Here is a 21,969-nt window from a genome sequence, read left to right as displayed (position 1 = left end):
TGAGTCGATTTTTGACTCAAGAAACTGTCTGTTTCATGGTGGGCAGTTTTTTCTTTCACTAATGCGAACATTTTTTCGATAAATGGCGTCATTTGTCTTTTAGGATGACCCGTCGATGTGGTATAATATATAAAATACGATAGGAGGTGGTACGATGATCATTCGTGACGACAGTGCCAAAAGCGGTGACAAGTACGAACAGGACAAAGCCCGCAGCAACGGCGAAGAGCTGCACATCGACTTGGGCCGTGATTTGACGGAAGACGAACAGAAGATATTTGAAAAACTGCGTGAAGGTTTGAATTTATAATGGACAAGGGGACTGCTTGAGAAAGCCCATGCTTTCGTCGGGCAGTCTCTTTTAAACCCATAGAGCTGCAGCTGCACGAGGAGGCGAGAGGGTTGTGGATTGGGAACGAATCGAAGAAAAATTACATATTTTAAGCGATGCTGCGAAATATGACGTGTCCTGCTCATCGAGCGGCAGCCACAGAGCAAATAAGGCCGGCGGCATCGGAAATGCGGCGGCCTGCGGCATTTGTCACACCTGGTCGTCAGACGGACGGTGTGTATCCCTCTTAAAGATCCTCATGACTAATCACTGCATCTACAACTGTGCCTACTGTGTCAATGCTGCGAGCCGCGACGCGAAAAGGGCTATTTTGACGCCGGAAGAAATCGCCGATGTGACCATTGCCTTTTACCGGCGCAACTATATTGAAGGGCTGTTCCTCAGCTCCGGTGTCTATCGCTCGCCGGATTATACGACGGAGCTGTTGATTCGGACGGCGCGGATCTTGCGGGAAGAGAAGAAATTTAATGGCTACATCCATATGAAGGGAATTCCCGGTACGAGTGAGGCTTTGATTCGAGAACTAGGCCGTTACGTCGATCGCTTGAGTGTCAATATCGAACTGCCGTCCTCGTCGAGCTTAAAACTCTTGGCACCGCAGAAGACCAAAGAGAATATCCTCGTTCCCATGGGTCATATCCGTGAAGGCATTGATCAGTGGCGTGATGAAAAGAAACGGTACAAGAAGGTGCCGTCCTTTGTGCCGGCCGGTCAGACGACACAGCTCATCGTCGGGGCGACGCCGGACAGCGACCGGACAATCCTGCGCCTCAGCCAGGCCTTGTATGACAAGGTCGATATGAAGCGCGTCTATTATTCGGCCTATGTGCCGGCCGTGACGGGTTCCAATCTGCCTGCTATTGCAGAGCCGCCCCTTCTTCGGGAACACCGACTGTATCAGGCCGACTGGCTGATGCGGTTTTACCAGTTTAACGTCGAAGAAATTTTGACCGATGAGGTTCCAAACTTCGATTTGGATCTCGATCCGAAAGCTTGTTGGGCCCTGCGCCATCCGGAAGTTTTCCCCCTTGAAGTCAACCGGGCTTCGTACCATGATTTGCTTCGCGTGCCCGGCATCGGCGTCGTGTCAGCCCGCCGTATCTGCGCTGCCCGCCGTCAGGCCTTCCTGTCTTATGACAGTCTGAAGCGCTTAGGCGTCGTGTTAAAAAGGGCCCGCTATTTTATTACCTGCAAGGGGAAATACTACGGTCTTTCGACGGATCCGGCCTATGTCCGAAGGATGCTCTTATCGGGACAGAAGCAGCCGTCTGCTTACGAGCCCATGAGTTTATTTTAGAGGCAATGCTATGATATATACTTACGATGGAAGTTTTTTCGGGTACCTGTCGGCCGTCTTTGACGGCTGGCATGACGGCGTTCATCAAATCGAGGATATCTGTTTGGAAGCCGAGGAGGCCTCACTTTTTTCCGAGTCACGCTTTGTTACGACTGACGACGGCAAGGCACGGCGCATCCTGGACGGCCTTTTGCGGCAATGCGGCCCCAAGGCCTGTCATTATTTCTACTATGCCTTTTTGTCGGAACCGAAAAAAGGCGGGATGATCTTACTGGGCTATTTGCGGAAGGCTTTTTATTATAAAGGGACATTTCTCAATCACCGCAGCGAGGCCGATATTTGGACTGTCTGCGAGTGGGCACGGAAGACGGGTAACGAGCGCCATAAACTCTTGGGACTGGCCCGCTTTCAGGAATTGTCCGACGGCATGCTTTACTGCCGACTGAAGCCGACGTGCTGCGTCATTCCGGTCATGGCACCGCACTTTATCCGCCGCCTTCCGGGCGAACGCTGGGTTCTCCACGATACGGGCCGGGGGTTTGGTGTCTATTACGACCGGGAAAAGCCCGTCATGGTGACGATTCCTGACGTACAGGCGGAACCGGAATTGTCAGATGATGAGCTGGCCATTGAACGGGCTTGGCAGAATTATTACCGCACGATTGCCATTCCTTCGCGGAAAAATGAGGCCCTGCGCCGCAATTTCATGCCTAAAAAATATTGGCCGACCCTCATTGAAATGAAATGAAAAAAAGTGTTTCTTTTTCCCGGCACTTGATATATAATAGTAACATTGGATTGGTGATAGGAAAGGTGGAATACATTGAAACCTGTCTTAGTAAGTGTACAGAGTATCCAACGCGACCCGGAAGGGCAAGAGCTGAAAATAGAGCTCGTTTCTGAAGGTAAGTATTATATCAAAGACGGTACTCAGTATATCGTCTACGAAGAAAGCGAACTGACGGAAATGAAAGGCGTTACGACGGTCATCAAGGTCTTACCCGGAGGGTCCGTCTTATTGTTGCGTCTGGGGAAACTTCGCCAGCGGCAGGAATTTCATAAGGGAAAGGTAACCTACTCCCAGTATGAAACACCGGTTGGCACGTTTGACGTGAAGATGAAAACCTATGAATGCCGTACCGATCTCCAGGATGGTATCGGCACGATCTATCTGGGCTATGACGTCCATATTGAAGATATCAGTTCCATGTATACTCAATTAACCATAACTGTGCAGGAGGATAAAGCGTAATGGAAATGAAGGATTTATTGAAGCAGGGAATTACGGAAGCCTTGAATAAGGCCATGGATAAAGGGACGCTTCCGGCCGGTGATTATCCGAGTGTTGCCTTGGAAGTGCCGCCGCAGAAAGAGTTCGGCGACTTTGCCAGCAATATCGCCATGCAGTCGGCCCGCGTTGCCCATAAAGCTCCGAAACTCATTGCCCAGGCCATTGTCGATGAAATGGATTATCCCTGGCTGGAACGAGCTGAAATCGCCGGAGCCGGCTTCATAAATTTCTTTTTAAAGAACGACGTCATTTACGATACGCTGAAACAAATCCTGGCCGCCGGCGATGCTTACGGCCATGCTCCTTTGCGTGAGGACGATTCGGTCCAAGTCGAATATGTCAGTGCCAATCCGACGGGACCGCTCCACGTCGGCCATGGCCGCGGTGCCGCCTATGGCAGTACCTTGGTCAATCTCCTGCGGGCAGCCGGTTATAACGTCCAGTCTGAATACTATATCAATGATGCCGGAAACCAGATGAATAATTTGGCGGCGTCGGTCAATGCTCGGTACCTGGAACTCTTGGGCCGGCCGGCTGAAATTCCGGAAAATGGTTATCACGGCCACGACATCATTGAAACGGCTCAGGCCATTATTGATCAGGACGGCGATAAATACCTCGACATGCCGGAAGAAGAACGGCTTGACTTGTTTAAAGACCGGGCCTATGTCGAAAAACTGAAGGCCCTTAAGCGGGATTTGGAACACTTCAACGTTTCTTATGACAATTGGTTCAGCGAACGGACGCTCCATCCGGACGCCATCAAGGCGGCCTGCGATGTTCTGCAGGGGCGGGGGAAAATCTATGAAAAAGACGGTGCCTTGTGGCTGAAGTCGACGGATTACGGCGATGATAAGGACCGCGTCGTCATCCGTGATAACGGTGTTCCGACCTATTTGGCTGCCGATATTGCCTATCATAAGAATAAGTACGATCGGGGTTTTAAAACCATGATCAATATTTGGGGTGCCGACCATCACGGTTACGTCGCCCGCGTCAAGGCTGCCATGGCAGCCCTTGGTTATGATACAGCCCAATTGGAAGTCCTTTTACTGCAGATGGTAAGCCTTTTCCGAGACGGACAGCAAGTTAAGATGAGCAAGCGTACCGGTCAGGCCATTACCTTAAATGAACTCATCGAAGAAGTCGGCACCGATGCAGCCCGCTACTTCTTCATCATGCGGTCTCTCGATACGCAGCTCGATTTCGATTTGGATTTGGCTAAATCACACAGCAATGAAAATCCCGTTTACTATATCCAGTATGCTCACGCTCGGATTTACAGTATCTATCGTCAGGCTAAAGAAGCCGGTGCCGACATAGACAGCGACTGGTCCGACGTCAAATGGGATACCTTGACCAATGACTATGAATTGGAATTGATCAAGAAAATGGCTGCGTTCCCGGAAGAAATCCAGAATGCGGCTCGTGAACGGGCACCGCACCGCATCGCTCATTTCGTTCACGAACTGGCTAGCTTGTTCCATGCTTTCTATAATCATTGCCGTATTATTCAAGAAGACAAGGATTTGGAAAAAGCACGGCTGGCCTTGGTTACGGCTGTACGCATTACCATTGCCAACAGCCTGGCTATTTTAGGGGTTTCTGCTCCTGAAAAAATGTAATATAATAAAATGATAAGTTATGATATGGATTTTGATTCGCAGTGGGCAGAAGCTCGACAGGGAGGAAATATGGCTAAATATATCTTTGTAACAGGCGGCGTCGTTTCTTCGTTAGGGAAAGGCATTACAGCGGCTTCCTTAGGCCGGTTGCTGAAGAACCGCGGCTACAAGGTTACAATCCAGAAGTTTGACCCTTATATCAATATTGACCCGGGCACGATGAGCCCTTATCAGCACGGTGAAGTTTTCGTCACCGACGACGGCACCGAAACGGACCTCGACCTCGGCCACTATGAACGCTTCATCGATATCAACCTCGGCAAGAACTCCAACGTCACGACCGGTAAAATCTATTGGTCCGTTCTTCAGAAAGAACGGCGCGGTGATTATCTGGGCCATACGGTACAGGTTATTCCGCACATTACGAATGAAATCAAGAACCGCGTCTATCGCGTCGGCGACGACGACAATGCCGATATCGTCATTACGGAAATCGGCGGTACCGTAGGCGATATTGAAAGCCTGCCTTTCTTGGAAGCTATTCGTCAGATCAAGAAGGAAGTCGGCCGCAACGACGTCTTGTACATCCACGTCACCCTCGTTCCCTATATCGGCGCTGCCGGTGAATTGAAGACCAAGCCGACCCAGCACAGTGTAAAAGAACTGCGCAGCATCGGTATCCAGCCGGATATCATCGTCTGCCGCACGGAACGGGCCTTATCGGATGAAATGAAAGATAAATTGGCCCTGTTCTGCGACATCGATAAAGATGCCGTCATCGAAAACAAGACCTTGAACAGCATCTATGAAGTGCCGCTCCTCTTGTCGGAAGAAGGGATGGACCGCATCGTTTTGGAAAAACTCGACCTGCCCAACCGTCCCTGCGACATGGAAGACTGGAAGAAGATGGTCGAATCGATCTACAATACCGAAAAGACGTTGGAAATTGCCTTAGTCGGTAAATACGTCGCCCTTCACGATGCCTACCTCAGCGTTGCCGAAGCCTTGAATCACGCCGGTATCGCTAATAAAGCCAAGGTCAATATCCACTGGATCGATTCGGAAACCTTGGAAGACCCGAAACTTACGATGGAAGAAGTCTTTAAAGGGATAGACGGCATCGTCGTTCCCGGCGGCTTCGGCAACCGCGGCATCGAAGGTAAAATCCGCGCAGTCCAGTATGCCCGTGAAAATAAGGTTCCTTATCTCGGCTTATGCCTGGGGATGCAGTGTGCTGTTATGGAATTTGCCCGCAACGTCGTCGGCCTCAAAGGGGCTACGTCGTCGGAATTCTGTGAAGACGCTGAATTCCCGGTCATCGACCTCATGCCGGACCAGGTTGATATTTCGGAAAAAGGCGGTACCATGCGTCTCGGTCTCTATCCCTGCAAGCTGGTGGATGGCACGAAGGCTCAGGAAGTATACGATGCCAACCTCATTTATGAACGCCATCGTCACCGCTGGGAATTCAACAATAAGTACCGCACGGAAATGGTCAATGCCGGCCTGATCTTGTCCGGTACGTCCCCTGACGACCGTTTGGTCGAAATCATCGAAATCAAGGATCATCCCTGGTTCGTCGGCTGCCAGTTCCATCCGGAATTTAAATCCCGTCCGACCAAGGCTCATCCTTTGTTCAACGGCCTTATTAAAGCGGCCCTCGGTTTGAAAAAATAATAAAGCAAGTGCCTGTCATTGTAAAAAGGACGTCTCTTTTGGGGACGTCCTTTTTACGTGTTGTATATTTTCATGAATCTTGCAAATATCGTATAAATTCTGCGCGGCCATTCTAATTTCGGGATACAAGGTATAAAGATACAACCGCTATGGGGTATCATGTCATATATGAATATAATATACATAATATATGTGCCTCGCGGAACATATATCAAAACGTTGTTTTCTTTAAAAATGTGATAAATTACGACCTTTGAAAAAGGGTTTGTAAACTATTTATTTGTTATTCCACATCCTTGAAAATCCCATAAAATGGCCATTTATACTATACAAAATAGGTGTTGTATGAAGAAATGTAAACCAAAATATCTTTTTAAATTCGGACGACTTTGGACTTCTTTTTCTTTCGCATTGCATATCATAAAAATAAGTTAAATGTGAAACTTTGCTCCGATTTTCACATTGAATAATACGCTACATAATGATATAATGTAAGCGATTGGAAGCATGATTCATGTTTTTATTATTTTTCATTATATAATAATGAGGTGATTTTTGATGTTGAATACCTTTAAACGAGGTGGGGTCCATCCTGACGATGGCAAGATCTATGCAAAAGATAAAGCCATAGAAACCCCGGCAGTACCGGCTCAAGTCGTCATTCCCATGAGCCAGCACTTTGGTGCCCCCTGTACACCGACCGTCAAAGTTGGCGATATGGTTAAAAAGGGACAGCTTATCGGGACCAGTGACGCATTCTTGCATGCCGACATTCATGCATCTACGTCCGGCAAAGTCATCAAAGTTGCGCCGATGCCGCACAACATGATGGTTCAGTGCATGGCTGTCGTCATTGAAGCGGATGGTAAGGATGAATGGGTTGAAGGACTTCCCGAAGCTCACGACTGGAAACAGCTCGACAGCAAAGAAATCCTGGAACTCATCAAAAAAGCTGGCGTCGTCGGCTGCGGCGGTGCTACCTTCCCGGCTCACGTCAAACTGGCTCCGAACAAACCGGTTGATACTTTCATCGTCAATGGCGCCGAATGCGAACCGTACCTGACCTGTGACTACCGTGCGATGGTAGAAAAGGAAACGACGGACAAACTCGTAACAGGTGTCCAGATCTGCATGAAAGTGCTCGGAATTAAAACGGCTTTCATCGGAATCGAAGACAACAAACCGGAAGCCATCCAGAACCTGACCGAAGCTTTCAAAGATATTCCCGAAGTTACGGTTGTTGCCTGCAAGACCAAGTATCCTCAGGGTGCTGAAAAAATGATGATCGAAGCCTGCACGGGCCGTCAGGTAGAACCGGGCGGACTCCCGATGAACGTCGGCTGCGTCGTCAGCAACGTCGGCACCGTCATCGCTATCACCGATGCTGTCTGTCAGGGTATTCCCTTCATCGAACGCCTTACGACCGTTACGGGTGACTGCATCAAAGAACCGAAAAACCTCCGTCTTCGCATTGGTACTACCTTCCAGGAAGTTATCGACTACTGCGGCGGCTTTACCGAAAAACCGGATCGCCTGATTGCCGGCGGCCCGATGATGGGGCTTGCCCAGTATCAGCTCGATGTACCGATTACCAAAGGTGCGTCCGGTATCCTGGCACTCTCTCCGGAAAAATGCCAGGCCGGCGAAGAATCTCCGTGTATCCGCTGCGGCCGCTGCGTAGAAGCATGTCCGATGGGCCTCGTTCCGAGTCAGCTCAGCATCTTCTCGTCCTGCCAGGCTTGGGATAAATGCATGGAATACGGCGTCATGAACTGTGTTGAATGCGGCAGCTGCGTTTATACCTGCCCGGCAAAACGCAATATTGTCCAGTATATCCGCAATGCAAAAGGTCAGTGCAAAGCAATGCAGCGCGAAGCGCAGGCGAAAGCAGAAGCACAGAAAGCCAATAACTAATTGGAAGAAGGGATATCATGAGTCCAGAAGCTAAAGGACAAACAAATGGAAAGGATGCTAAAGACATGCAGGAAATCAAACTTACCGTAGCATCTTCACCGCATGTTCGCTGTAACGAAACGATTCCTAAAATCATGTGGAATGTTGTTGCCGCTCTCGTACCGGCTGCTGCGTTTGGCGTTTACTATTTCGGTGTCAATGCTCTCGTCAATATCATCGTCGCAATTGTCTCGGCTGTTATCTTTGAATTCTTATGGGAAAAGGCGATGCACAAACGCATCACCATTACCGACGGCTCTGCTGTCATCACCGGCCTTCTGTTGGCTATGACCTGTCCTCCGAGCCTTCCTTGGTGGATGAGCATCGTCGGTTCCTTCCTGGCTATCGTCGTCTGTAAACAAGCTATGGGCGGCCTCGGCTACAATATTTTCAACCCGGCTCATGTCGGTCGTGCCGGCCTGATGGTTTCCTGGCCGGTGGCTATGACCACCTGGACACAGGTCAACGGTACGGTCATCGATGGCGTTGCCGGTGCAACTCCTTTGAACGTTTTCAAACACGGCGGTTCCGATGCCCTGTTCCAGCTTTTCGGTACGAATGACTGGAGCAGCATTTACCAGAGCCTGTTCTTCGGTTTCCGTAACGGTTCCCTCGGTGAAACCTCTACGGTTCTCCTCATCCTCGGCGGCTTATGGCTGATTTACAAAGGTTATGTTAACTGGCAGGTTCCGGTCGTCATGATCGCCACCGTCGGTATCCTCACCGGTGCTGTATACGGCAGTGCCAACGTTGCCCTCTTCCAGATGATGGCAGGCGGCCTTATCATTGGTGCTTTCTTCATGGCAACCGATATGGTCACGGCTCCGATTACCGTTAAAGGTCAGGTCATCTTCGCATTAGGCTGCGGCCTCATTACGGTTTTGATCCGTGTACTCGGCGGTTATCCTGAAGGGGTTTGCTACTCCATCTTGCTCATGAATACCTTGACTCCGCTCATCGATCGTTTGGTTAAACCGACTGTCTTTGGTGCGGTAAAGACAAAGGGGGCTAAATAAAATGGCAGACAAAAACGAAAGCGGGATCTTTAAGGTCGCAATGAACCTTATCCTTACCTGCCTTGTTTCCGGTTGCATTATCGGTGTCGTTTTCTTCATCACCGGCCCGATTGCTACGGCAAAAGCAGAACAGATGAAACAGGATTCGATGAAGACCCTCGTTCCCGATGCTGACAAATTCGTTCCTGTACAGGGCGAAGAAGATACGTTTATTGCTGAAAAAGGCGGCCAGAAAGTCGCTTACATCATTCCGACGGCTCCGAAAGGATACGGCGGTCCGATTAAGCTTTTGACGGCTGTATCCATGGACGGTACGGTTATGGACTACACGGTCCTCGAAGCCAATGAAACGCCGGGTCTTGGTGACAAAGGCGCAAAATCTCCGTTCAAAGATCAGTTTAAAGGTAAGAAAATTGCCGGTCTTGAAGTCACAAAGGACAGAAGCGCAAAAGATAAGATCCAGGCTTTGACTGGTGCAACGATTTCTTCCCGTGCCTTCACCTTGGGCGTTAAAGAGGCTGTTGAAAAAGCAGCACAGATGGGGGGTAAATAATAATGAATCTTTGGAAAATCTTTACTAGAGGCATTATTGAAGAAAACCCGTACTTCGTCTTGGCCTTGAGCCTGTGCCCGGGCCTTGCTGTAACGACGAGCATCGTCAACGGTTTGACCATGGGCTTTACGGTATGGTTCGTTATCACCGCCAACAACGTCGTCGTTTCGATCATTCACAAATTGATCAACAAAAAAGTACGTATTCCGGTTTATATTACGTGTATCGCTACGATCGTAACCTGTGTACAGCTGTTCTTACAGGCTTATGCTCCTGATCTGTACAAAGCCCTCGGCGTATACCTCGACTTGGTCGTCGTATTTGCTATCATCTTGGCTCGTGCTGAATCGGTCGCATCGAAAAACGGCGTCGTCGTTTCCTTCCTCGATGGCATGGGCATGGGCATGGGCTTCACCATTGCTATGTTCATCATTTCCTGCATCCGTGAAGTCATCGGCAACGGCACCTTCTTTGGTCTCGAAGTATTCGGTCCGTCTTACCAGCCGGCTCTGATCATGGCACTGCCGCCTGGAGCCTTCATGCTGATCGGTTTCATCATGGCTGGCTTCAAGATTTGGAATGAACGTGTTGAAAGACAGAGACAACTGAAAGGGAGTGAAGGATAATGGAATACTTTACGCTGTTTATCGGGGCTGTCTTGATTAACAACTTCGTATTGACCAAGTTCCTCGGCTTGTGTATCTTCTTCGGCGTTTCGAAAAACTTGAACGCTTCGGTCGGGATGGGTTTCGCTGTTACGGCCGTTATCACCTTGAGTACCATCTTAGCTTGGAGTCTGTACAACTGGGTCCTCGTTCCGCTTAACCTGACCTTCTTACGGACGATTTCCTTCGTTATCTTGATTGCAAGCTTCGTACAGCTGTTGGAAATTATCATCAAGAAACAGTCTCCGACACTGTATAACATGTGGGGGATTTACCTCATGCTGATTGCGACGAACTGTATCGTTCTGTCCGTCCCGGTCATCAGTGTTACCAGTGGCTATAATTTCCTCGAAAACATCATCTTCGCTGTCGGTGCCGGCATTGGTTTCGCCATTGCCCTTATCTTGATGGCAAGCTGCCGTGAAAAAATGGATTTTGCCGATATCCCTCATGCTATGAAGGGGACACCGATCGCCTTTGTCCTTGCAGGCATGATGTCGTTGGCTTTCCTTGGCTTCTCCGGCATGATTTAAGGCAAAAGGAGTTGAAAACTGATTATGGATTACTCATTTATTGCAATCATGGCCGTCGTCGTCATGGTTTGTATCGGCCTTGTATTCGGTTTTATCCTTGCAAGTGCGGATAAGAAATTCGCTATGGAAGAAAATCCCCTTATCGGCGAAGTAAAAGAAGCACTGCCTCAAGGTCAGTGCGGCGCTTGTGGCTTTGCCGGCTGTGCAAAATATGCAGAAGCTGTCGTCCTTGATCCCGATGTTGCGCCGAACCTCTGCGTTCCCGGTAAGGCAGAAGTTGCTGAAATCGTCGCTAAATTGACCGGTAAAATTGCGGAAGCTACGGAACCGAAATTTGCCCACGTCAAATGCCGCGGCGGCAATGGCATCGCAAAACTGGCTTATGAATACAAAGGTGTTCATGACTGTGCTGCTGCTAAAATCGTTCAGCAGGGTCCGAAGTTCTGTAAATTCGGCTGTTTAGGTTTTGGTAACTGCACCCGTTCCTGCCCCTTCGGTGCTATGCACATGGGTGAAGACGGACTGCCGGTTATCGACAAACGTCTCTGCACGGGCTGCGGCAAATGCGCTTCCATTTGCCCGAACCACGTCATCGAATTGCTGCCGATCAGTGCCAAAGTTGCTATTAGCTGCAGCTCCAAAGATTTTGGCGCTGCTGCCATGAAGAACTGCAAAGCTATGTGTATCGGCTGCGGTTCCTGCATGCGTAACTGCTCCCATCAGGAAGAAGGCGCTATCAAGATCGTCGACCATTTGGCCGTCGTCAATCAGGCTGTCTGCCACAACTGCGACAACGCTACGTGCATGACCAAGTGTCCGACAGGCGCTATCAATGAAATGATCAAAGGTTCTTTCAAGAAAGAAGAAAAAGTAGGTTAATAGATGGGTAAGAAACGGTATGTATGGGTTCTTCTCACCATGGCGTTCCTCATCGTATTAAGCAGCTCCGGATGCACCTTGCATCCGGAGTCTTCTTTTGATAGGAGCGGCGTCGCCATGGATACGTCGGTCTCTCTCCGGGCGACCGGGGAGGAGGCGAAAGAAGCCGTTGATGAAGGCTTCGAGCGGCTGGCTGTCTTAGATAAATTGGCCGGTCAAAATGAAGACAGCGATGTCAGCCGCATCAATGCCGCTGCCGGTAAGGACTATGTAAAGGTAGATCCGGCTATTTATGAAATGATTGAATACGCCAAGGACTATTCGGCCAAGAGTCAGGGCGAATGGGATATCACCATCGGGGTCATGACCAACTTGTGGCATATCGGCAATGCCGACCAGCATGTGCCGTCGCCGGAAGAGGTCTCCCAGGCCTTGATGAAGGTAAATTATAAAGATATCCTCCTGCGGCCGGAAGACCACAGCGTCATGCTGGCAAAACCGGGGATGGCCATCGATTTAGGCGGTGTCGCCAAGGGATATGCCGTCGATGAAATCCGCAAGATTTACGAAAAGCATCACATTGAAAGCGGCCTCATCAACCTCGGAGCCAGCTCGATGTATGCTGTCGGCAAGACGACCAAGGGAAAGCCGTGGAACATCGGTATCAAGCATCCCCGGTCGGATAATAACCAGGACTTTTTGGGGATCGTCGCCATTGAAAACCAGGCCTTGTCCACGTCCGGTGATTATGAACGCTACTTCATCCAAGACGGTGTCCGCTACCATCACATCTTTGACCCTCGTACGGGTTATCCGGCTCGGTCCGGTGTCATGAGCGACTCTATCATTATCGATGGGTCCGTGCCCCATGCCGGCATGCTCAGTGATATGCTGACGACCATCGTCTTCGTTTTGGGGCCCCAGAAAGGCCTCGATTTGGTCCACAGTATGGAAGGTGTGGACTGTGAAATTACCGGAACGGATAATGCCATTTATATGACACCCGGATTCCGAGATCATTTCTCTGATCTAAATGCTGATTTTCATATTTCAGAATAAAAAGACTTCCATAGAAGTAAAAAGTATAGTGAATAAATAATTAATAACTTTAAGTCTATTTACTTTTTGCGATCTTTGTAAGATAATATAGGTATAATAGATTTTAAAGCTATGGAGGGTAGTATTGGCAGATGGATCATATTGATGACAAGATTTTAATGATTTTGAAACGAAATGGAAAAGCATCGGCAACAGAAATAAGTAAAGTTGTCGGCTTGTCCATTCCCGCCGTTGCCGAACGAATTCGTAAGATGGAACACAACGGCATCATTGAAGGCTACGGTGCGAAGATAAACCGCCGCAAGACGGGATACAACGTGACCGCCTTCATTATGGTCAACCTGGAACGGTCGGGCGATGACGAGGATTTCCGTGCGAAAATCGTTCAGTATTCTGAAGTGTTGGAATGCCATCACGTCGTCGGCGCCTTCGATTACTTGTTAAAAGTGCTCGTAAAGACACCGGATGATTTGGAACATTTCCTCATGCAGGTACTGAATGAAATTCCGACGGTCGCTTCTTCGCAGACGTTCATGTGTTTATCCACACTGAAAGAAGAATGGAACGTTTAACAAAAAAGATGCTGTCGCACTTGCGGCAGCATCTTTTTGTCTCTATATAGCGTTATCGGTCAGGCCGTTATCCTTCCGTCGGGACTGATGACTTTGACCTGAAGGTCAAGGGATTTACCGCTCTGGTCCAGAGCTTTTTTTACGGCCATTTCCAGGCCGCGGCAGCAGGGGACTTCCATGCGGACGACAGTGACATCTTGAATGGCGTTCTGGCGAATGATTTCCGTCAGTTTTTCGGAATAGTCGATGTCATCGAGCTTGGGACAGCCGATGAGGGTGATATGGCCCTTGATAAAATCGTCGTGGAAACGGGCATAAGCATAGGCTGTGCAGTCGGCAGCAATCAAGAGCCGGGCGCCGTTAAAGTAAGGGGCATGAGGCGGGACGAGTTTGAGCTGGACCGGCCATTGACGGAGTTGTGAAGCCTCTCCTTGACGGGATTCTTTTGCAGCTTCCGGGGTTACGGCATGAGCTTCGCTTCCGGGGCAGCGCCCTTTATAGATACGGCCCTGGGCGGCCATGTTCTTTTTGACGGCTTCTTCGTCGTAGTCAGCGGCTTCGCGTTCGACGAAGGTGATGGCCCCGGTCGGGCAGTTGGGAAGGCAGTCGCCTAAGCCGTCACAGTAATCGTCGCGCATGAGCTGAGCCTTGCCGCCTACCATGGCGATGGCTCCTTCGTGACAAGCGTCGACACAGGCACGGCAGCCATTGCATTTTTCTTGATCAATTTGTATAATTTTACGTATCATAGTCATTTCCTCCATCGGCAGTTTCGTTGATAATGTTAGTATACGTTATGTTGACGGATATTGCCGTTGTTTTTCCAACTTATTCAGCAGGAGGTGCTGCTAATGGAACAACATCTTTCCCTTATCGAAAAATCGCCTCTTTTTCGCGGCGTCGCCAAGGACGATGTCCTGCCGCTTTTGCAGGATTTAAAAGTCAGGCAGAAAAACTATAAAAAAGGGGAGTTTCTCTTTTATTCCGGAGATCCGGTCACCTATATCGGGCTGGTTCTCGAAGGTTCGGTCCATATCATTCAGGAAGATTATTGGGGCAATCGGAATATTCTGTCTCAAATCCCACAAGGCTTCTTTTTTGGCGAAGCCTTTGCCTGTCTTCCCGAGGCGCCGGCGACGGTCGATGTCGTGGCGGCCTCTGATGCGGTCATCATTCAGATCTATGTGGCCAATGTCCTCCACGGCGGCCATCTCTTGACGCCGGCTGAGGCACAGTTTACGGGAAATCTCTTGGGCCTCATGGCTGAAAAGAATCGACTCCTTACAGAAAAGATGCGCTATTTGACCCAGCGCTCGACGCGGCAGAAAATCATGCTCTACTTGTCGAACTTGGCGCGGGATAAGGGTGCGTCGACCTTTTCACTGCCCTTTAACCGCCAGCAGATGGCCGATTTTCTATCTGTCGACCGCAGCGCCTTATCGGCGGAACTCAGTAAGATGAAAAAAGACGGACTCATCGATTATCATAAAGATCAATTTTCCTTGTTATAAGGGAAGAAAAAACGGCAGGGATTGCGGAATATCGGCAATCCCTGCCGTTTTGTATATCTAAGGATCAGTGGAGATGGGGAAGGATGTGGCCCATCTTATTCTTCTTGGTTTCTAAATAGAATTCATCGAATTTTTGCGGTTCCATTTCGATGGGGACGCGTTCGACGATTTCTACGCCGAAGCCTTCGAGGCCGTAGATCTTTTCCGGATTGTTGGTCAGGAGGCGGATTTCCTTAGCACCCATATCCTGCAGCATTTGAGCGCCAATCCAGTATTCGCGAAGGTCGGGGGCAAAGCCGAGTTTTTCGTTGGCTTCGACCGTATCGTATCCCTGTTCCTGGAGGACATAGGCTTTGAGCTTATTGATGAGGCCGATACCGCGGCCTTCTTGGCGCATGTAGAGCAAGATGCCCCGGCCTTCGGCGTTGATCTGGCTGAGGGCGGCTGCCAGCTGTTCACCGCAGTCGCAGCGGCACGAGCCGAAGACGTCACCGGTGAGGCATTCGGAGTGGACGCGGCACAAGAGGTTCTTGCCGTCGCCGATGTCACCCTTGATGAGGGCGACGTGGTGTTCGCCCGTGAGGTCGTTGATGTAGCCGTAGATTTTGAACTCGCCGTACTTGGTCGGCATCTTAGCGACGGCTTCGCGGATGACGTGTTTGTCGTGGCGGCGGCAGTAGTTCTGCAAATCGTGGATGGTGATGAATTTTAAGTGGTACTTATCGGCAATTTCCCACAGGGACGGCGTGCGCATCATCGTGCCGTCGTCGGCCATGATTTCGCAGCACAGGCCGACTTGTTTGAGGCCTGCCAAGCGCAGGAGGTCGACCGTTGCTTCCGTATGGCCGTTGCGGGTCAAAACGCCGCCTCTTTTTGCGATGAGGGGGAAGTTGTGGCCGGGACGGCGGAAATCTTCGGGACGAGCTGATTCTTCGGCGCATTTGCGGGCTGTGAGGGCCCGTTCGACAGCCGAGATACCTGTCGTCGTATCGACGTGGTCGATGGAAACGGTGAAGGCCGTTTCGTGGTTATCTGTATTTTCGCTGACCATGGGCGGCAGGCCTAATTTATGGGCATATTCGATGCTCATAGGCATGCAGATCAGGCCCTTGCCGTGGCTGGCCATGAAGTTCATGTTTTCTGTCGTGCAGTACTGAGCTGCGCAGATGAAGTCCCCTTCATTTTCACGGTCCGGATCGTCGGTGACGATGACGATATGACCGGCCTGCAGTTCTTCGATAGCTTCTTCAATGGTGTTGAATTTACGTTTTTCTGTCGTCAAAATAAAGACCTCCTTATAACGAAAGCCCTGCGCCGATAACGGCTCAGGGCTTTTCTATGCAATGTAAGGCAGGCTGCCAAAGCAGCACGCCACATCTTCTTCCATCCAGACTATACTGTCGGTTTTGGAGTTTCACCAAATCACGAGCCCTATGGCTCCTACGCTGCTGCGTTCGCGGACTGTACCGCCGATCGGGAATTTCACCCTGCCCTGAAGATATACGTTTTATTCAGTTCTGTTTTGTATTATACACGGTAGTCGTGATTTTTGCAAGTCATAGCCATGGCGCTGGTTCTCAGGCTTTTTCGTCGATGTCAAAGATCTTTCCGGGGTTTAAGATGTTGTTCGGATCGAGGGCCCGTTTGATGTCCCTCATCATTTCCAGTTCACCGGGATCCGTGAATTCTTTCATCAGGGCTTTTCGCTTATAGCCGATGCCGTGTTCGCCGGACAGGCGGCCACCGTGGGCATAAATGAAGGTGTACAGTTCCTGCTGGTTGGCCTTGACCCGCTCATCCCATTCTTCATAGGTTTCATCGTCGCCTTTTAAGATGTTCAGGTGGATGTTGCCGTCGCCGGCGTGGCTGGCGATGCGGGTAATGAGGTTGTACTTTTTGGCAAGGCGCAGGATTTCATCGAGGAGCAGGGATTCCTGATCGACGGGGACGACGACGTCTTCTTTGCAGACGATGAGGCTTTCGGCGCGGACGGCTTCGGCAAAGGCCTTGCGGGCCTGCCAAATCTTATTGTGGTCGGCGACGAGGACCGAGGAAGCTCCGTTTTCCGTGCAGATTTCGTCGAGGATGACGGCTTTGTCGTCAAGGTCGTCTTCATTGGTCCCTTCGACTTCGACGATGATGTAGTTGCCGTTGTCGCTGCCTTGAAGCGTTTCGTTGAGGTATTTTTCGACGGATTTGATGGTGATATTGTCCATGAATTCGACACAGGTCGGTGTAATGCCGGCCTTGATGAGTTTTGTGACGACGCCCATGGCTTTTTTACGGTCGTCGAAAATAGCCAGTAAATCGAGGGCGTATTTCGGCTTGGGGACCAATTTCAAAGTCGCTTTGGTAATGATGCCTAACGTGCCTTCTGAGCCGATGATGAGCTGGTCTAAGGAGTAGCCCGTCGACTGTTTTTGCAGGCGGGCACCGAGGGTTACGATGCGGCCTTTAGGATTTACGACTTCGACGCTGTATACCTGGTGGCGGGTTGTCCCGTATTTGACGGCTCGGTTGCCGCCGGCATTGGTAGCGATATTGCCGCCGATGAAGCACGAGTCCCCGCTGCAGGGATCGCCGGCATAAAAGAGATCCTGCTGTTCGGCGGCATCCTGAAGGTCCGATGTACGTACGCCCGGTTCGACGACGGCATAGAGGCCTTCGGGATTGATTTCAAGGATTTTATTCATCTTTTCTAAGGACAAGACGATGCCGCCGTATTCCGGGACGGCGCCGCAGGCAAGGCCGGTACCGGCACCGCGCGGGACGACGGGGAAGCGAAAGGCGTTGGCCAGTTTTAAGACGGCACTGACTTGTTCTGCTTTTTCGGCAAAGACGACGGCTTCCGGCATCCGGTGATAAGCCGGGTCGGTTACTTCGTCATGGGAATAGGGCTGCATGGCGTCCGTGTCGGTGACGACGTTTTTCGGGCCGACGATGGATTTCAAATTTTCTATGATTTCCGGTGTGATTTTTTCGTATGTCATAATAGTTCCCCCTCGGATAAAGATACAATATACGTGTTTTTATTATATATAACCTGCCGGTATTTTAAAAGGAATTTTACAAAAAAACTTTATCTTGTTCCCAAACCCATGTATACTATAGGATAAGATTTTTTTCTTAGACTATCATTTTTTAGAAAGGGTGATTGGGTGGAGTCCAAAGAGTATCGGCCGCCTGTGCGTCGGAAGAAGCGCCGCCGGATTCGTCAAAAGCGCCGTCCCGGTCTGTTCAGTCGGTTTCGGCAGCTGAGCTGGTACAATCTGTTTCTCATAGGCATCATTATTGTCGGTTTTTATCTCATTGGGGTCCGGCTCTACCGAGTCTGGGAAATCAGGGAGGATATGAATCAAACGCTGCAGCAGGAACAGCTCTTGCGGGATGAAAATACGCGGCTTAAAGCGCAGTACGATAAGCTCAACGATCCCGAGGAAGTCTCACGAGAAGCACGGGAACAATTTGGATTGGCCAAGCCTGACGAAATCCCTTATAAGCCGTAAAAGTTTGTCGATTCTTCCATTTTGGGAATTGAATTTTTGGGAAATTATGAGTATAATGACCATATACGTTTATCAAAGTATCTATCAGAAGGCACCATCTCTAAGATGGTGGATGAATGGTCGCAGTTAGTCTTCTGCGTAACCAAAAACGATAACAAAACAATAGCCTTAGCGCTATCTCGGGCAATACTTGCCTTGGCCGCAGCGTGACACAACGTGGATCATGACGGGTACAAAAACGAAAGTAAGCGGAAGTTTTTTAACGACCGTGTAGCGGGCTTTTGGACAGCCCGTTAAGAATAAGGGTATCCTGATAGTGAGTTCCTTCGGGATAAATCTATCAGGCGTTAGTCCGTGTATCAAACTTCTTAAGAATCTTTCACTTCTATAAGTAAGAGAAGTTCAACAGCTATGCTGAATATCACAAGGAGGAAATTAAAACAGCATGACAATTGAAGTAGGCAGTGTGATAGAAGGTACCGTTACGGGGATTACAAAATTTGGCGCATTCGTAGAACTTCCGGATAAGAAAGTAGGTCTTGTACATATTTCTGAAGTCGCTAATGAGTATGTCAAAGATGTAAATGATTTTTTGAAAGTTCGCGATAAGGTCAGCGTCAAAGTGTTGTCTGTCGATGATAAGGGAAAGATTGCCTTGTCTATTAAGCAGACCCAGGCGGCTCCTGAAAAGAAGGAATTCCGCCCGAAACGTGATATGCGGCAGAAACACGAATTCCGCCAGCATAACGGTTTTGATTCACGCCGCTCGTCAGGTTCGCTGTCGTTTGAAGACCGGCTCAGCAAATTCCTGAAGGAAAGCGATGAACGCCTGATGGATTTGAAGCGCAATACAGAATCGAAACGCGGCGGCCGCGGCGCTCGCCATGCTGATTGATAAGTATTGAATAGCGGAGTGCAGAAAGAGGCGCCGCACGTATCGTGCGACGGCCTCTTTTTGATTTGAAAGGAGACGTTATGGAGTATCAGAAATATGCCGTCATCGACATTGGCTCCAATTCCCTGCGCCTCATGACGGGCTGGCAGGAAGTTCCCGGGACGTGGACTTTTTCGCCGAAAGAATTGGCAACGACCCAGCTCGGGAAAGGCATCGACGAAACACGCCATTTGTCGGCTGACGGAATGGAAGCGTCTTTTGCTGCCATGGAAGGCTGGAAGAAAAAGCTTTCCGGCGTACCCGTCTGTGCCGTCGCTACCAGTGCCGTTCGTGAAGCCGTTGACGGCCAGGCCTTTTTGGCAGAAGTACGAGCCCGTTTCGGCTGGCACTGCCGGGCCATTTCAGGCCTTGAAGAGGCGTCCCTCTGTTTTACGGGAGCGACGAAGTTTATCGATCCCGAAAAGACGGCGGCCATTCTCGATATTGGCGGCGGCAGCAGTGAAGTCGCCGTCGGCAAACGAGGGATTTTATGCTGGTCTCACAGTTATGCCATGGGCGCCGTCCGGTTCACGAAAAAGGACGTCCTCAAGGAAGACGACGTCCTTCACCTGGAAAACCGATGTCATAAGATGTGGCTTCCCATCCCTATGAGTGAGACGCCGCAAGTCCTCATCGGTGTCGGCGGTACCTTGACGACGTTGGCCGCCATGGATTTAAAGCTCGACGTCTACGACGCCAAAAAGGTCGAAGGTCACGTCGTGTCGTATGAATCCTTGTGTCAGCACATTGAGAAACTGCGTGTCATGACGCCGGAAGAACGGCGCCATGTACCGGGCCTTCAGCCCAAGCGCAGCGAAATCATCTTAGCCGGTCTAATCATTGCCAAGTCGTTCTTAAAGCGCTATGAAATTCCGGCCGTCATGGCCAGTGAACGGGACATCATGGAGGGCATCTTCTTTCGTCATTCCTTTCACGATGCGGCCTGGAACTCGAAGGAAGGCCGGTTATGAGCCTCGTCGAAGACGTTGCGGACTACAACCGGCAGCACAGCTTGTGGCAGCCGGGAAGTGCCGTTCTCGTTGCCTGTTCGGGCGGACCGGATTCGATGGTCCTCCTCGATGTATTGAGCCGCCTGGCCCCGTTATATCGCCTGCGCCTGACGGCCTGCTACGTCCACCACGGCATTCGGGCTGCTGCTGATGCCGAAGTCGACTTTGTTCGCCGCGAAGCCTTGAAGCGTCATTGCGGTTTTGCTTGGCAGTACGTCGATGTGCCGGCTCTCGCCCGTCGTGAAAAAATGTCAGAAGAGGCGGTGGGACGGCGGGAACGCTACCGAATTTTACGCGCTGTGAAGCGGGCCTGCGGCGCTTCGGCGATTGCCGTCGCCCATCACGGTGACGATCAAGCCGAAACGGTATTGCTCCACCTCCTTCGCGGCAGCGGCCTTCAAGGCCTGTGTGGCATGGAGCCGAGAAGGGGGGACATCATACGCCCGTTGTTGGGCTTTACGAAAGCCGAGCTTGCTTCATATGCTGCCGAACAAGGGATTCCCTCTTGTCACGATGAAACCAATGACAGTACACGCTACCACCGCAACCGCATTCGCTTAGAGTTACTGCCTGCCTTAACACGATATAACCCGGCCATTACGGCCGACCTCAACCGCCTGTCTGATACAGTCCGGGCGGATGAAGCTTTTTTAAAGGACTGTACCGAGCAAGTCTATCGGGATATTGCCTGTCCGGATCACGGCGTTCCGGCCCTGGACAGACGCAAATTACTGTCTCAGCCTCTCGCCTTGCAGCGGCGATTGATACGACGGCTCTGGCAGGAGGCAACCGGGTCTTTTAAGGACCTTCCCTTTCATTATGTTGAAATTATACGGGCTTTAGCTGCCAAGGAAACAGGTAAACAGTTTCAGTGCGGCAAAGCTTGTGCTTATACGACACGGACCGCACTCTGCATGGGTCCGGCCGTTCCCCGCCAAAAGGGGCGACGGTAATTTAATTTTTTTCGGAGGAATCAAGATGCATCAGGATATCAAAGAAATTTTACTTACAGAAGAACAGATTGCTGCCCGCGTTCGCGAATTAGGCGCCGAGATTACGAAAGATTATGCCGGAAAGACGATCCTCCTTTGCGGCATCTTGAAAGGAGCCGTCACCTTCTTTACCGATTTGGCCCGCGCCATCGACGGACCTGTCTATTTCGACTTCATGAGCTGTTCCAGTTATGGCGCTTCGACGGAATCGTCGGGGGACATCGAAATTCGTAAGGACCTCGATAACGACGTCGAAGGGAAGGATGTCCTCATCGTTGAAGACATCATCGATACGGGCATTACCTTGAGCCATCTCGTCCCGATGCTGAAAGAACGGGGGGCACGCTCGGTGAAATTAGCTACCCTCTTAAGTAAACCCGCTCGGCGCCAGGTTGAAGTCCCTGTCGACTACAACGGTTTTGAAATTCCCGATGCCTTCGTCGTAGGCTACGGCCTCGACTATAACAGCTGCTACCGCAACCTGCCTTACATCGGCGTCTTGAAGGAAGAAGTATACTCCAAGTAAGGAAGTCTACCTATTTTG

Annotated in this window: 23 protein-coding genes and 1 riboswitch; of the genes, 20 read left to right on the top strand and 3 right to left on the bottom strand. The window is 50.3% G+C overall.

The genetic code is table 11. The features are described 5' to 3' along the window. Window positions 1-154: 154 nt before the first annotated feature. The 14 genes from UCI88_RS03240 (at window position 155) to UCI88_RS03175 (ending at window position 13,472) form a co-directional block, all read left to right on the top strand. Window positions 155-310 (top strand): hypothetical protein, encoded by a 156-nt coding sequence (locus UCI88_RS03240; RefSeq protein WP_256180205.1) that lies wholly within the window; start codon window positions 155-157, stop codon window positions 308-310. A gap of 94 nt (window positions 311-404) precedes the next feature. Beyond that, the gene (locus tag UCI88_RS03235; protein WP_154651896.1) at window positions 405-1,649 is read left to right on the top strand and encodes a putative DNA modification/repair radical SAM protein; all 1,245 of its coding nucleotides are present in this window, start codon (window positions 405-407) and stop codon (window positions 1,647-1,649) included. 10 nt (window positions 1,650-1,659) lie between these two features. Beyond that, on the top strand, window positions 1,660-2,397 hold the full coding sequence (locus tag UCI88_RS03230; protein ID WP_256180206.1) for a TIGR03915 family putative DNA repair protein: 738 nt from the start codon (window positions 1,660-1,662) through the stop codon (window positions 2,395-2,397). 75 nt (window positions 2,398-2,472) lie between these two features. Continuing rightward, window positions 2,473-2,901, top strand: coding sequence for a YwiB family protein (locus UCI88_RS03225; protein ID WP_176698823.1), 429 nt, complete (start codon window positions 2,473-2,475; stop codon window positions 2,899-2,901). Continuing rightward, the gene (argS, locus tag UCI88_RS03220) at window positions 2,901-4,565 is read left to right on the top strand and encodes an arginine--tRNA ligase (protein ID WP_044504626.1); all 1,665 of its coding nucleotides are present in this window, start codon (window positions 2,901-2,903) and stop codon (window positions 4,563-4,565) included. Before UCI88_RS03225 ends, argS begins: the two co-directional genes overlap by 1 nt. 69 nt (window positions 4,566-4,634) lie before the next feature. After that, the gene (locus UCI88_RS03215; RefSeq protein WP_044504624.1) at window positions 4,635-6,242 is read left to right on the top strand and encodes a CTP synthase; all 1,608 of its coding nucleotides are present in this window, start codon (window positions 4,635-4,637) and stop codon (window positions 6,240-6,242) included. A gap of 558 nt (window positions 6,243-6,800) precedes the next feature. Beyond that, window positions 6,801-8,156: an electron transport complex subunit RsxC gene (rsxC, locus tag UCI88_RS03210; RefSeq protein WP_044504622.1), complete on the top strand. Its 1,356-nt coding sequence runs from the start codon at window positions 6,801-6,803 to the stop codon at window positions 8,154-8,156. 17 nt (window positions 8,157-8,173) lie between these two features. Next, complete coding sequence (locus UCI88_RS03205) at window positions 8,174-9,211, top strand: RnfABCDGE type electron transport complex subunit D (RefSeq protein ID WP_044504620.1); 1,038 nt, start codon at window positions 8,174-8,176, stop codon at window positions 9,209-9,211. Window position 9,212: 1 nt separating this feature from the next. Then, window positions 9,213-9,764 carry an RnfABCDGE type electron transport complex subunit G gene (locus UCI88_RS03200; protein WP_044504618.1) on the top strand — a complete coding sequence of 184 codons (552 nt, stop codon included), beginning with the start codon at window positions 9,213-9,215 and terminating at the stop codon, window positions 9,762-9,764. Window positions 9,765-9,766: 2 nt separating this feature from the next. Beyond that, window positions 9,767-10,390 (top strand): electron transport complex subunit RsxE, encoded by a 624-nt coding sequence (rsxE, locus tag UCI88_RS03195; RefSeq protein WP_044504616.1) that lies wholly within the window; start codon window positions 9,767-9,769, stop codon window positions 10,388-10,390. Further along, the gene (locus tag UCI88_RS03190) at window positions 10,390-10,962 is read left to right on the top strand and encodes an electron transport complex protein RnfA (RefSeq protein ID WP_154254092.1); all 573 of its coding nucleotides are present in this window, start codon (window positions 10,390-10,392) and stop codon (window positions 10,960-10,962) included. The genes rsxE and UCI88_RS03190 overlap by 1 nt, the downstream gene beginning before the upstream one ends. A 24-nt stretch (window positions 10,963-10,986) precedes the next feature. Beyond that, window positions 10,987-11,841: an RnfABCDGE type electron transport complex subunit B gene (rnfB, locus tag UCI88_RS03185; RefSeq protein ID WP_044504612.1), complete on the top strand. Its 855-nt coding sequence runs from the start codon at window positions 10,987-10,989 to the stop codon at window positions 11,839-11,841. Window positions 11,842-11,958: 117 nt separating this feature from the next. Then, window positions 11,959-12,900 (top strand): FAD:protein FMN transferase, encoded by a 942-nt coding sequence (locus UCI88_RS03180; RefSeq protein ID WP_256180338.1) that lies wholly within the window; start codon window positions 11,959-11,961, stop codon window positions 12,898-12,900. A gap of 131 nt (window positions 12,901-13,031) precedes the next feature. Next, window positions 13,032-13,472 carry an Lrp/AsnC family transcriptional regulator gene (locus tag UCI88_RS03175; RefSeq protein WP_044504607.1) on the top strand — a complete coding sequence of 147 codons (441 nt, stop codon included), beginning with the start codon at window positions 13,032-13,034 and terminating at the stop codon, window positions 13,470-13,472. A gap of 59 nt (window positions 13,473-13,531) precedes the next feature. Here the strand turns inward: UCI88_RS03175 and UCI88_RS03170 are convergent, their stop codons facing one another. Next, on the bottom strand, window positions 13,532-14,221 hold the full coding sequence (locus UCI88_RS03170; RefSeq protein WP_256180337.1) for a 4Fe-4S dicluster domain-containing protein: 690 nt from the start codon (window positions 14,219-14,221) through the stop codon (window positions 13,532-13,534). Window positions 14,222-14,323: 102 nt separating this feature from the next. Between UCI88_RS03170 and UCI88_RS03165 the strand changes: the two genes are divergently transcribed. Then, entirely contained in the window at window positions 14,324-14,983 is a 660-nt protein-coding gene (locus tag UCI88_RS03165; protein WP_256180336.1) for a Crp/Fnr family transcriptional regulator, read from the top strand. 64 nt (window positions 14,984-15,047) lie between these two features. On the opposite strand, the gene UCI88_RS03160 is transcribed toward UCI88_RS03165, so the two are convergent. Together UCI88_RS03160 and UCI88_RS03155 are read right to left on the bottom strand one after the other, a co-directional pair. After that, window positions 15,048-16,265, bottom strand: coding sequence for a bifunctional 3,4-dihydroxy-2-butanone-4-phosphate synthase/GTP cyclohydrolase II (locus UCI88_RS03160; RefSeq protein WP_044504601.1), 1,218 nt, complete (start codon window positions 16,263-16,265; stop codon window positions 15,048-15,050). An 89-nt stretch (window positions 16,266-16,354) separates the two neighbouring features. Next, window positions 16,355-16,487: riboswitch (FMN riboswitch) on the bottom strand. A 73-nt stretch (window positions 16,488-16,560) separates the two neighbouring features. Continuing rightward, the gene (locus tag UCI88_RS03155) at window positions 16,561-17,973 is read right to left on the bottom strand and encodes an FAD-binding oxidoreductase (RefSeq protein ID WP_256180335.1); all 1,413 of its coding nucleotides are present in this window, start codon (window positions 17,971-17,973) and stop codon (window positions 16,561-16,563) included. A gap of 195 nt (window positions 17,974-18,168) precedes the next feature. On the opposite strand from UCI88_RS03155, the gene UCI88_RS03150 reads away from it, so the two are divergent. From UCI88_RS03150 to hpt, 5 genes are all read left to right on the top strand, one after another. Continuing rightward, window positions 18,169-18,489, top strand: a complete 321-nt coding sequence (locus UCI88_RS03150) for an FtsB family cell division protein (protein WP_225070030.1) — start codon at window positions 18,169-18,171, stop codon at window positions 18,487-18,489. 445 nt (window positions 18,490-18,934) lie between these two features. Continuing rightward, complete coding sequence (locus UCI88_RS03145; RefSeq protein ID WP_044504595.1) at window positions 18,935-19,384, top strand: S1 domain-containing RNA-binding protein; 450 nt, start codon at window positions 18,935-18,937, stop codon at window positions 19,382-19,384. 80 nt (window positions 19,385-19,464) lie between these two features. Beyond that, the gene (locus UCI88_RS03140; protein ID WP_044504593.1) at window positions 19,465-20,394 is read left to right on the top strand and encodes a Ppx/GppA phosphatase family protein; all 930 of its coding nucleotides are present in this window, start codon (window positions 19,465-19,467) and stop codon (window positions 20,392-20,394) included. Beyond that, a complete protein-coding gene (tilS, locus tag UCI88_RS03135) occupies window positions 20,391-21,386 on the top strand; it encodes a tRNA lysidine(34) synthetase TilS (protein WP_256180334.1) in 996 nt (331 codons plus the stop codon). The genes UCI88_RS03140 and tilS overlap by 4 nt, the downstream gene beginning before the upstream one ends. Window positions 21,387-21,411: 25 nt before the next feature. Then, on the top strand, window positions 21,412-21,951 hold the full coding sequence (gene hpt / locus UCI88_RS03130) for a hypoxanthine phosphoribosyltransferase (protein WP_044504588.1): 540 nt from the start codon (window positions 21,412-21,414) through the stop codon (window positions 21,949-21,951). The last annotated feature ends 18 nt before the right edge of the window (window positions 21,952-21,969 follow it).

It is taken from the genome of Megasphaera massiliensis (assembly GCF_036305205.1).
GTDB lineage: Bacteria > Bacillota > Negativicutes > Veillonellales > Megasphaeraceae > Megasphaera > Megasphaera massiliensis.
This window is presented reverse-complemented; position numbering and strand designations above follow the sequence as displayed.

Bases quoted from the DNA above. Each gene is read 5' to 3' on its own strand.
- UCI88_RS03240 (WP_256180205.1), top strand. From the start codon at position 155: ATGATCATTCGTGACGACAGTGCCAAAAGCGGTGACAAGTACGAACAG.
- UCI88_RS03230 (WP_256180206.1), top strand. From the start codon at position 1,660: ATGATATATACTTACGATGGAAGTTTTTTCGGGTACCTGTCGGCCGTC.
- argS (WP_044504626.1), top strand. From the start codon at position 2,901: ATGGAAATGAAGGATTTATTGAAGCAGGGAATTACGGAAGCCTTGAAT.
- UCI88_RS03215 (WP_044504624.1), top strand. From the start codon at position 4,635: ATGGCTAAATATATCTTTGTAACAGGCGGCGTCGTTTCTTCGTTAGGG.
- rsxC (WP_044504622.1), top strand. From the start codon at position 6,801: ATGTTGAATACCTTTAAACGAGGTGGGGTCCATCCTGACGATGGCAAG.
- UCI88_RS03205 (WP_044504620.1), top strand. From the start codon at position 8,174: ATGAGTCCAGAAGCTAAAGGACAAACAAATGGAAAGGATGCTAAAGAC.
- UCI88_RS03200 (WP_044504618.1), top strand. From the start codon at position 9,213: ATGGCAGACAAAAACGAAAGCGGGATCTTTAAGGTCGCAATGAACCTT.
- rsxE (WP_044504616.1), top strand. From the start codon at position 9,767: ATGAATCTTTGGAAAATCTTTACTAGAGGCATTATTGAAGAAAACCCG.
- UCI88_RS03190 (WP_154254092.1), top strand. From the start codon at position 10,390: ATGGAATACTTTACGCTGTTTATCGGGGCTGTCTTGATTAACAACTTC.
- rnfB (WP_044504612.1), top strand. From the start codon at position 10,987: ATGGATTACTCATTTATTGCAATCATGGCCGTCGTCGTCATGGTTTGT.
- UCI88_RS03180 (WP_256180338.1), top strand. From the start codon at position 11,959: ATGGATACGTCGGTCTCTCTCCGGGCGACCGGGGAGGAGGCGAAAGAA.
- UCI88_RS03175 (WP_044504607.1), top strand. From the start codon at position 13,032: ATGGATCATATTGATGACAAGATTTTAATGATTTTGAAACGAAATGGA.
- UCI88_RS03170 (WP_256180337.1), bottom strand. From the start codon at position 14,221: ATGATACGTAAAATTATACAAATTGATCAAGAAAAATGCAATGGCTGC.
- UCI88_RS03165 (WP_256180336.1), top strand. From the start codon at position 14,324: ATGGAACAACATCTTTCCCTTATCGAAAAATCGCCTCTTTTTCGCGGC.
- UCI88_RS03155 (WP_256180335.1), bottom strand. From the start codon at position 17,973: ATGACATACGAAAAAATCACACCGGAAATCATAGAAAATTTGAAATCC.
- UCI88_RS03145 (WP_044504595.1), top strand. From the start codon at position 18,935: ATGACAATTGAAGTAGGCAGTGTGATAGAAGGTACCGTTACGGGGATT.
- UCI88_RS03140 (WP_044504593.1), top strand. From the start codon at position 19,465: ATGGAGTATCAGAAATATGCCGTCATCGACATTGGCTCCAATTCCCTG.
- tilS (WP_256180334.1), top strand. From the start codon at position 20,391: ATGAGCCTCGTCGAAGACGTTGCGGACTACAACCGGCAGCACAGCTTG.
- hpt (WP_044504588.1), top strand. From the start codon at position 21,412: ATGCATCAGGATATCAAAGAAATTTTACTTACAGAAGAACAGATTGCT.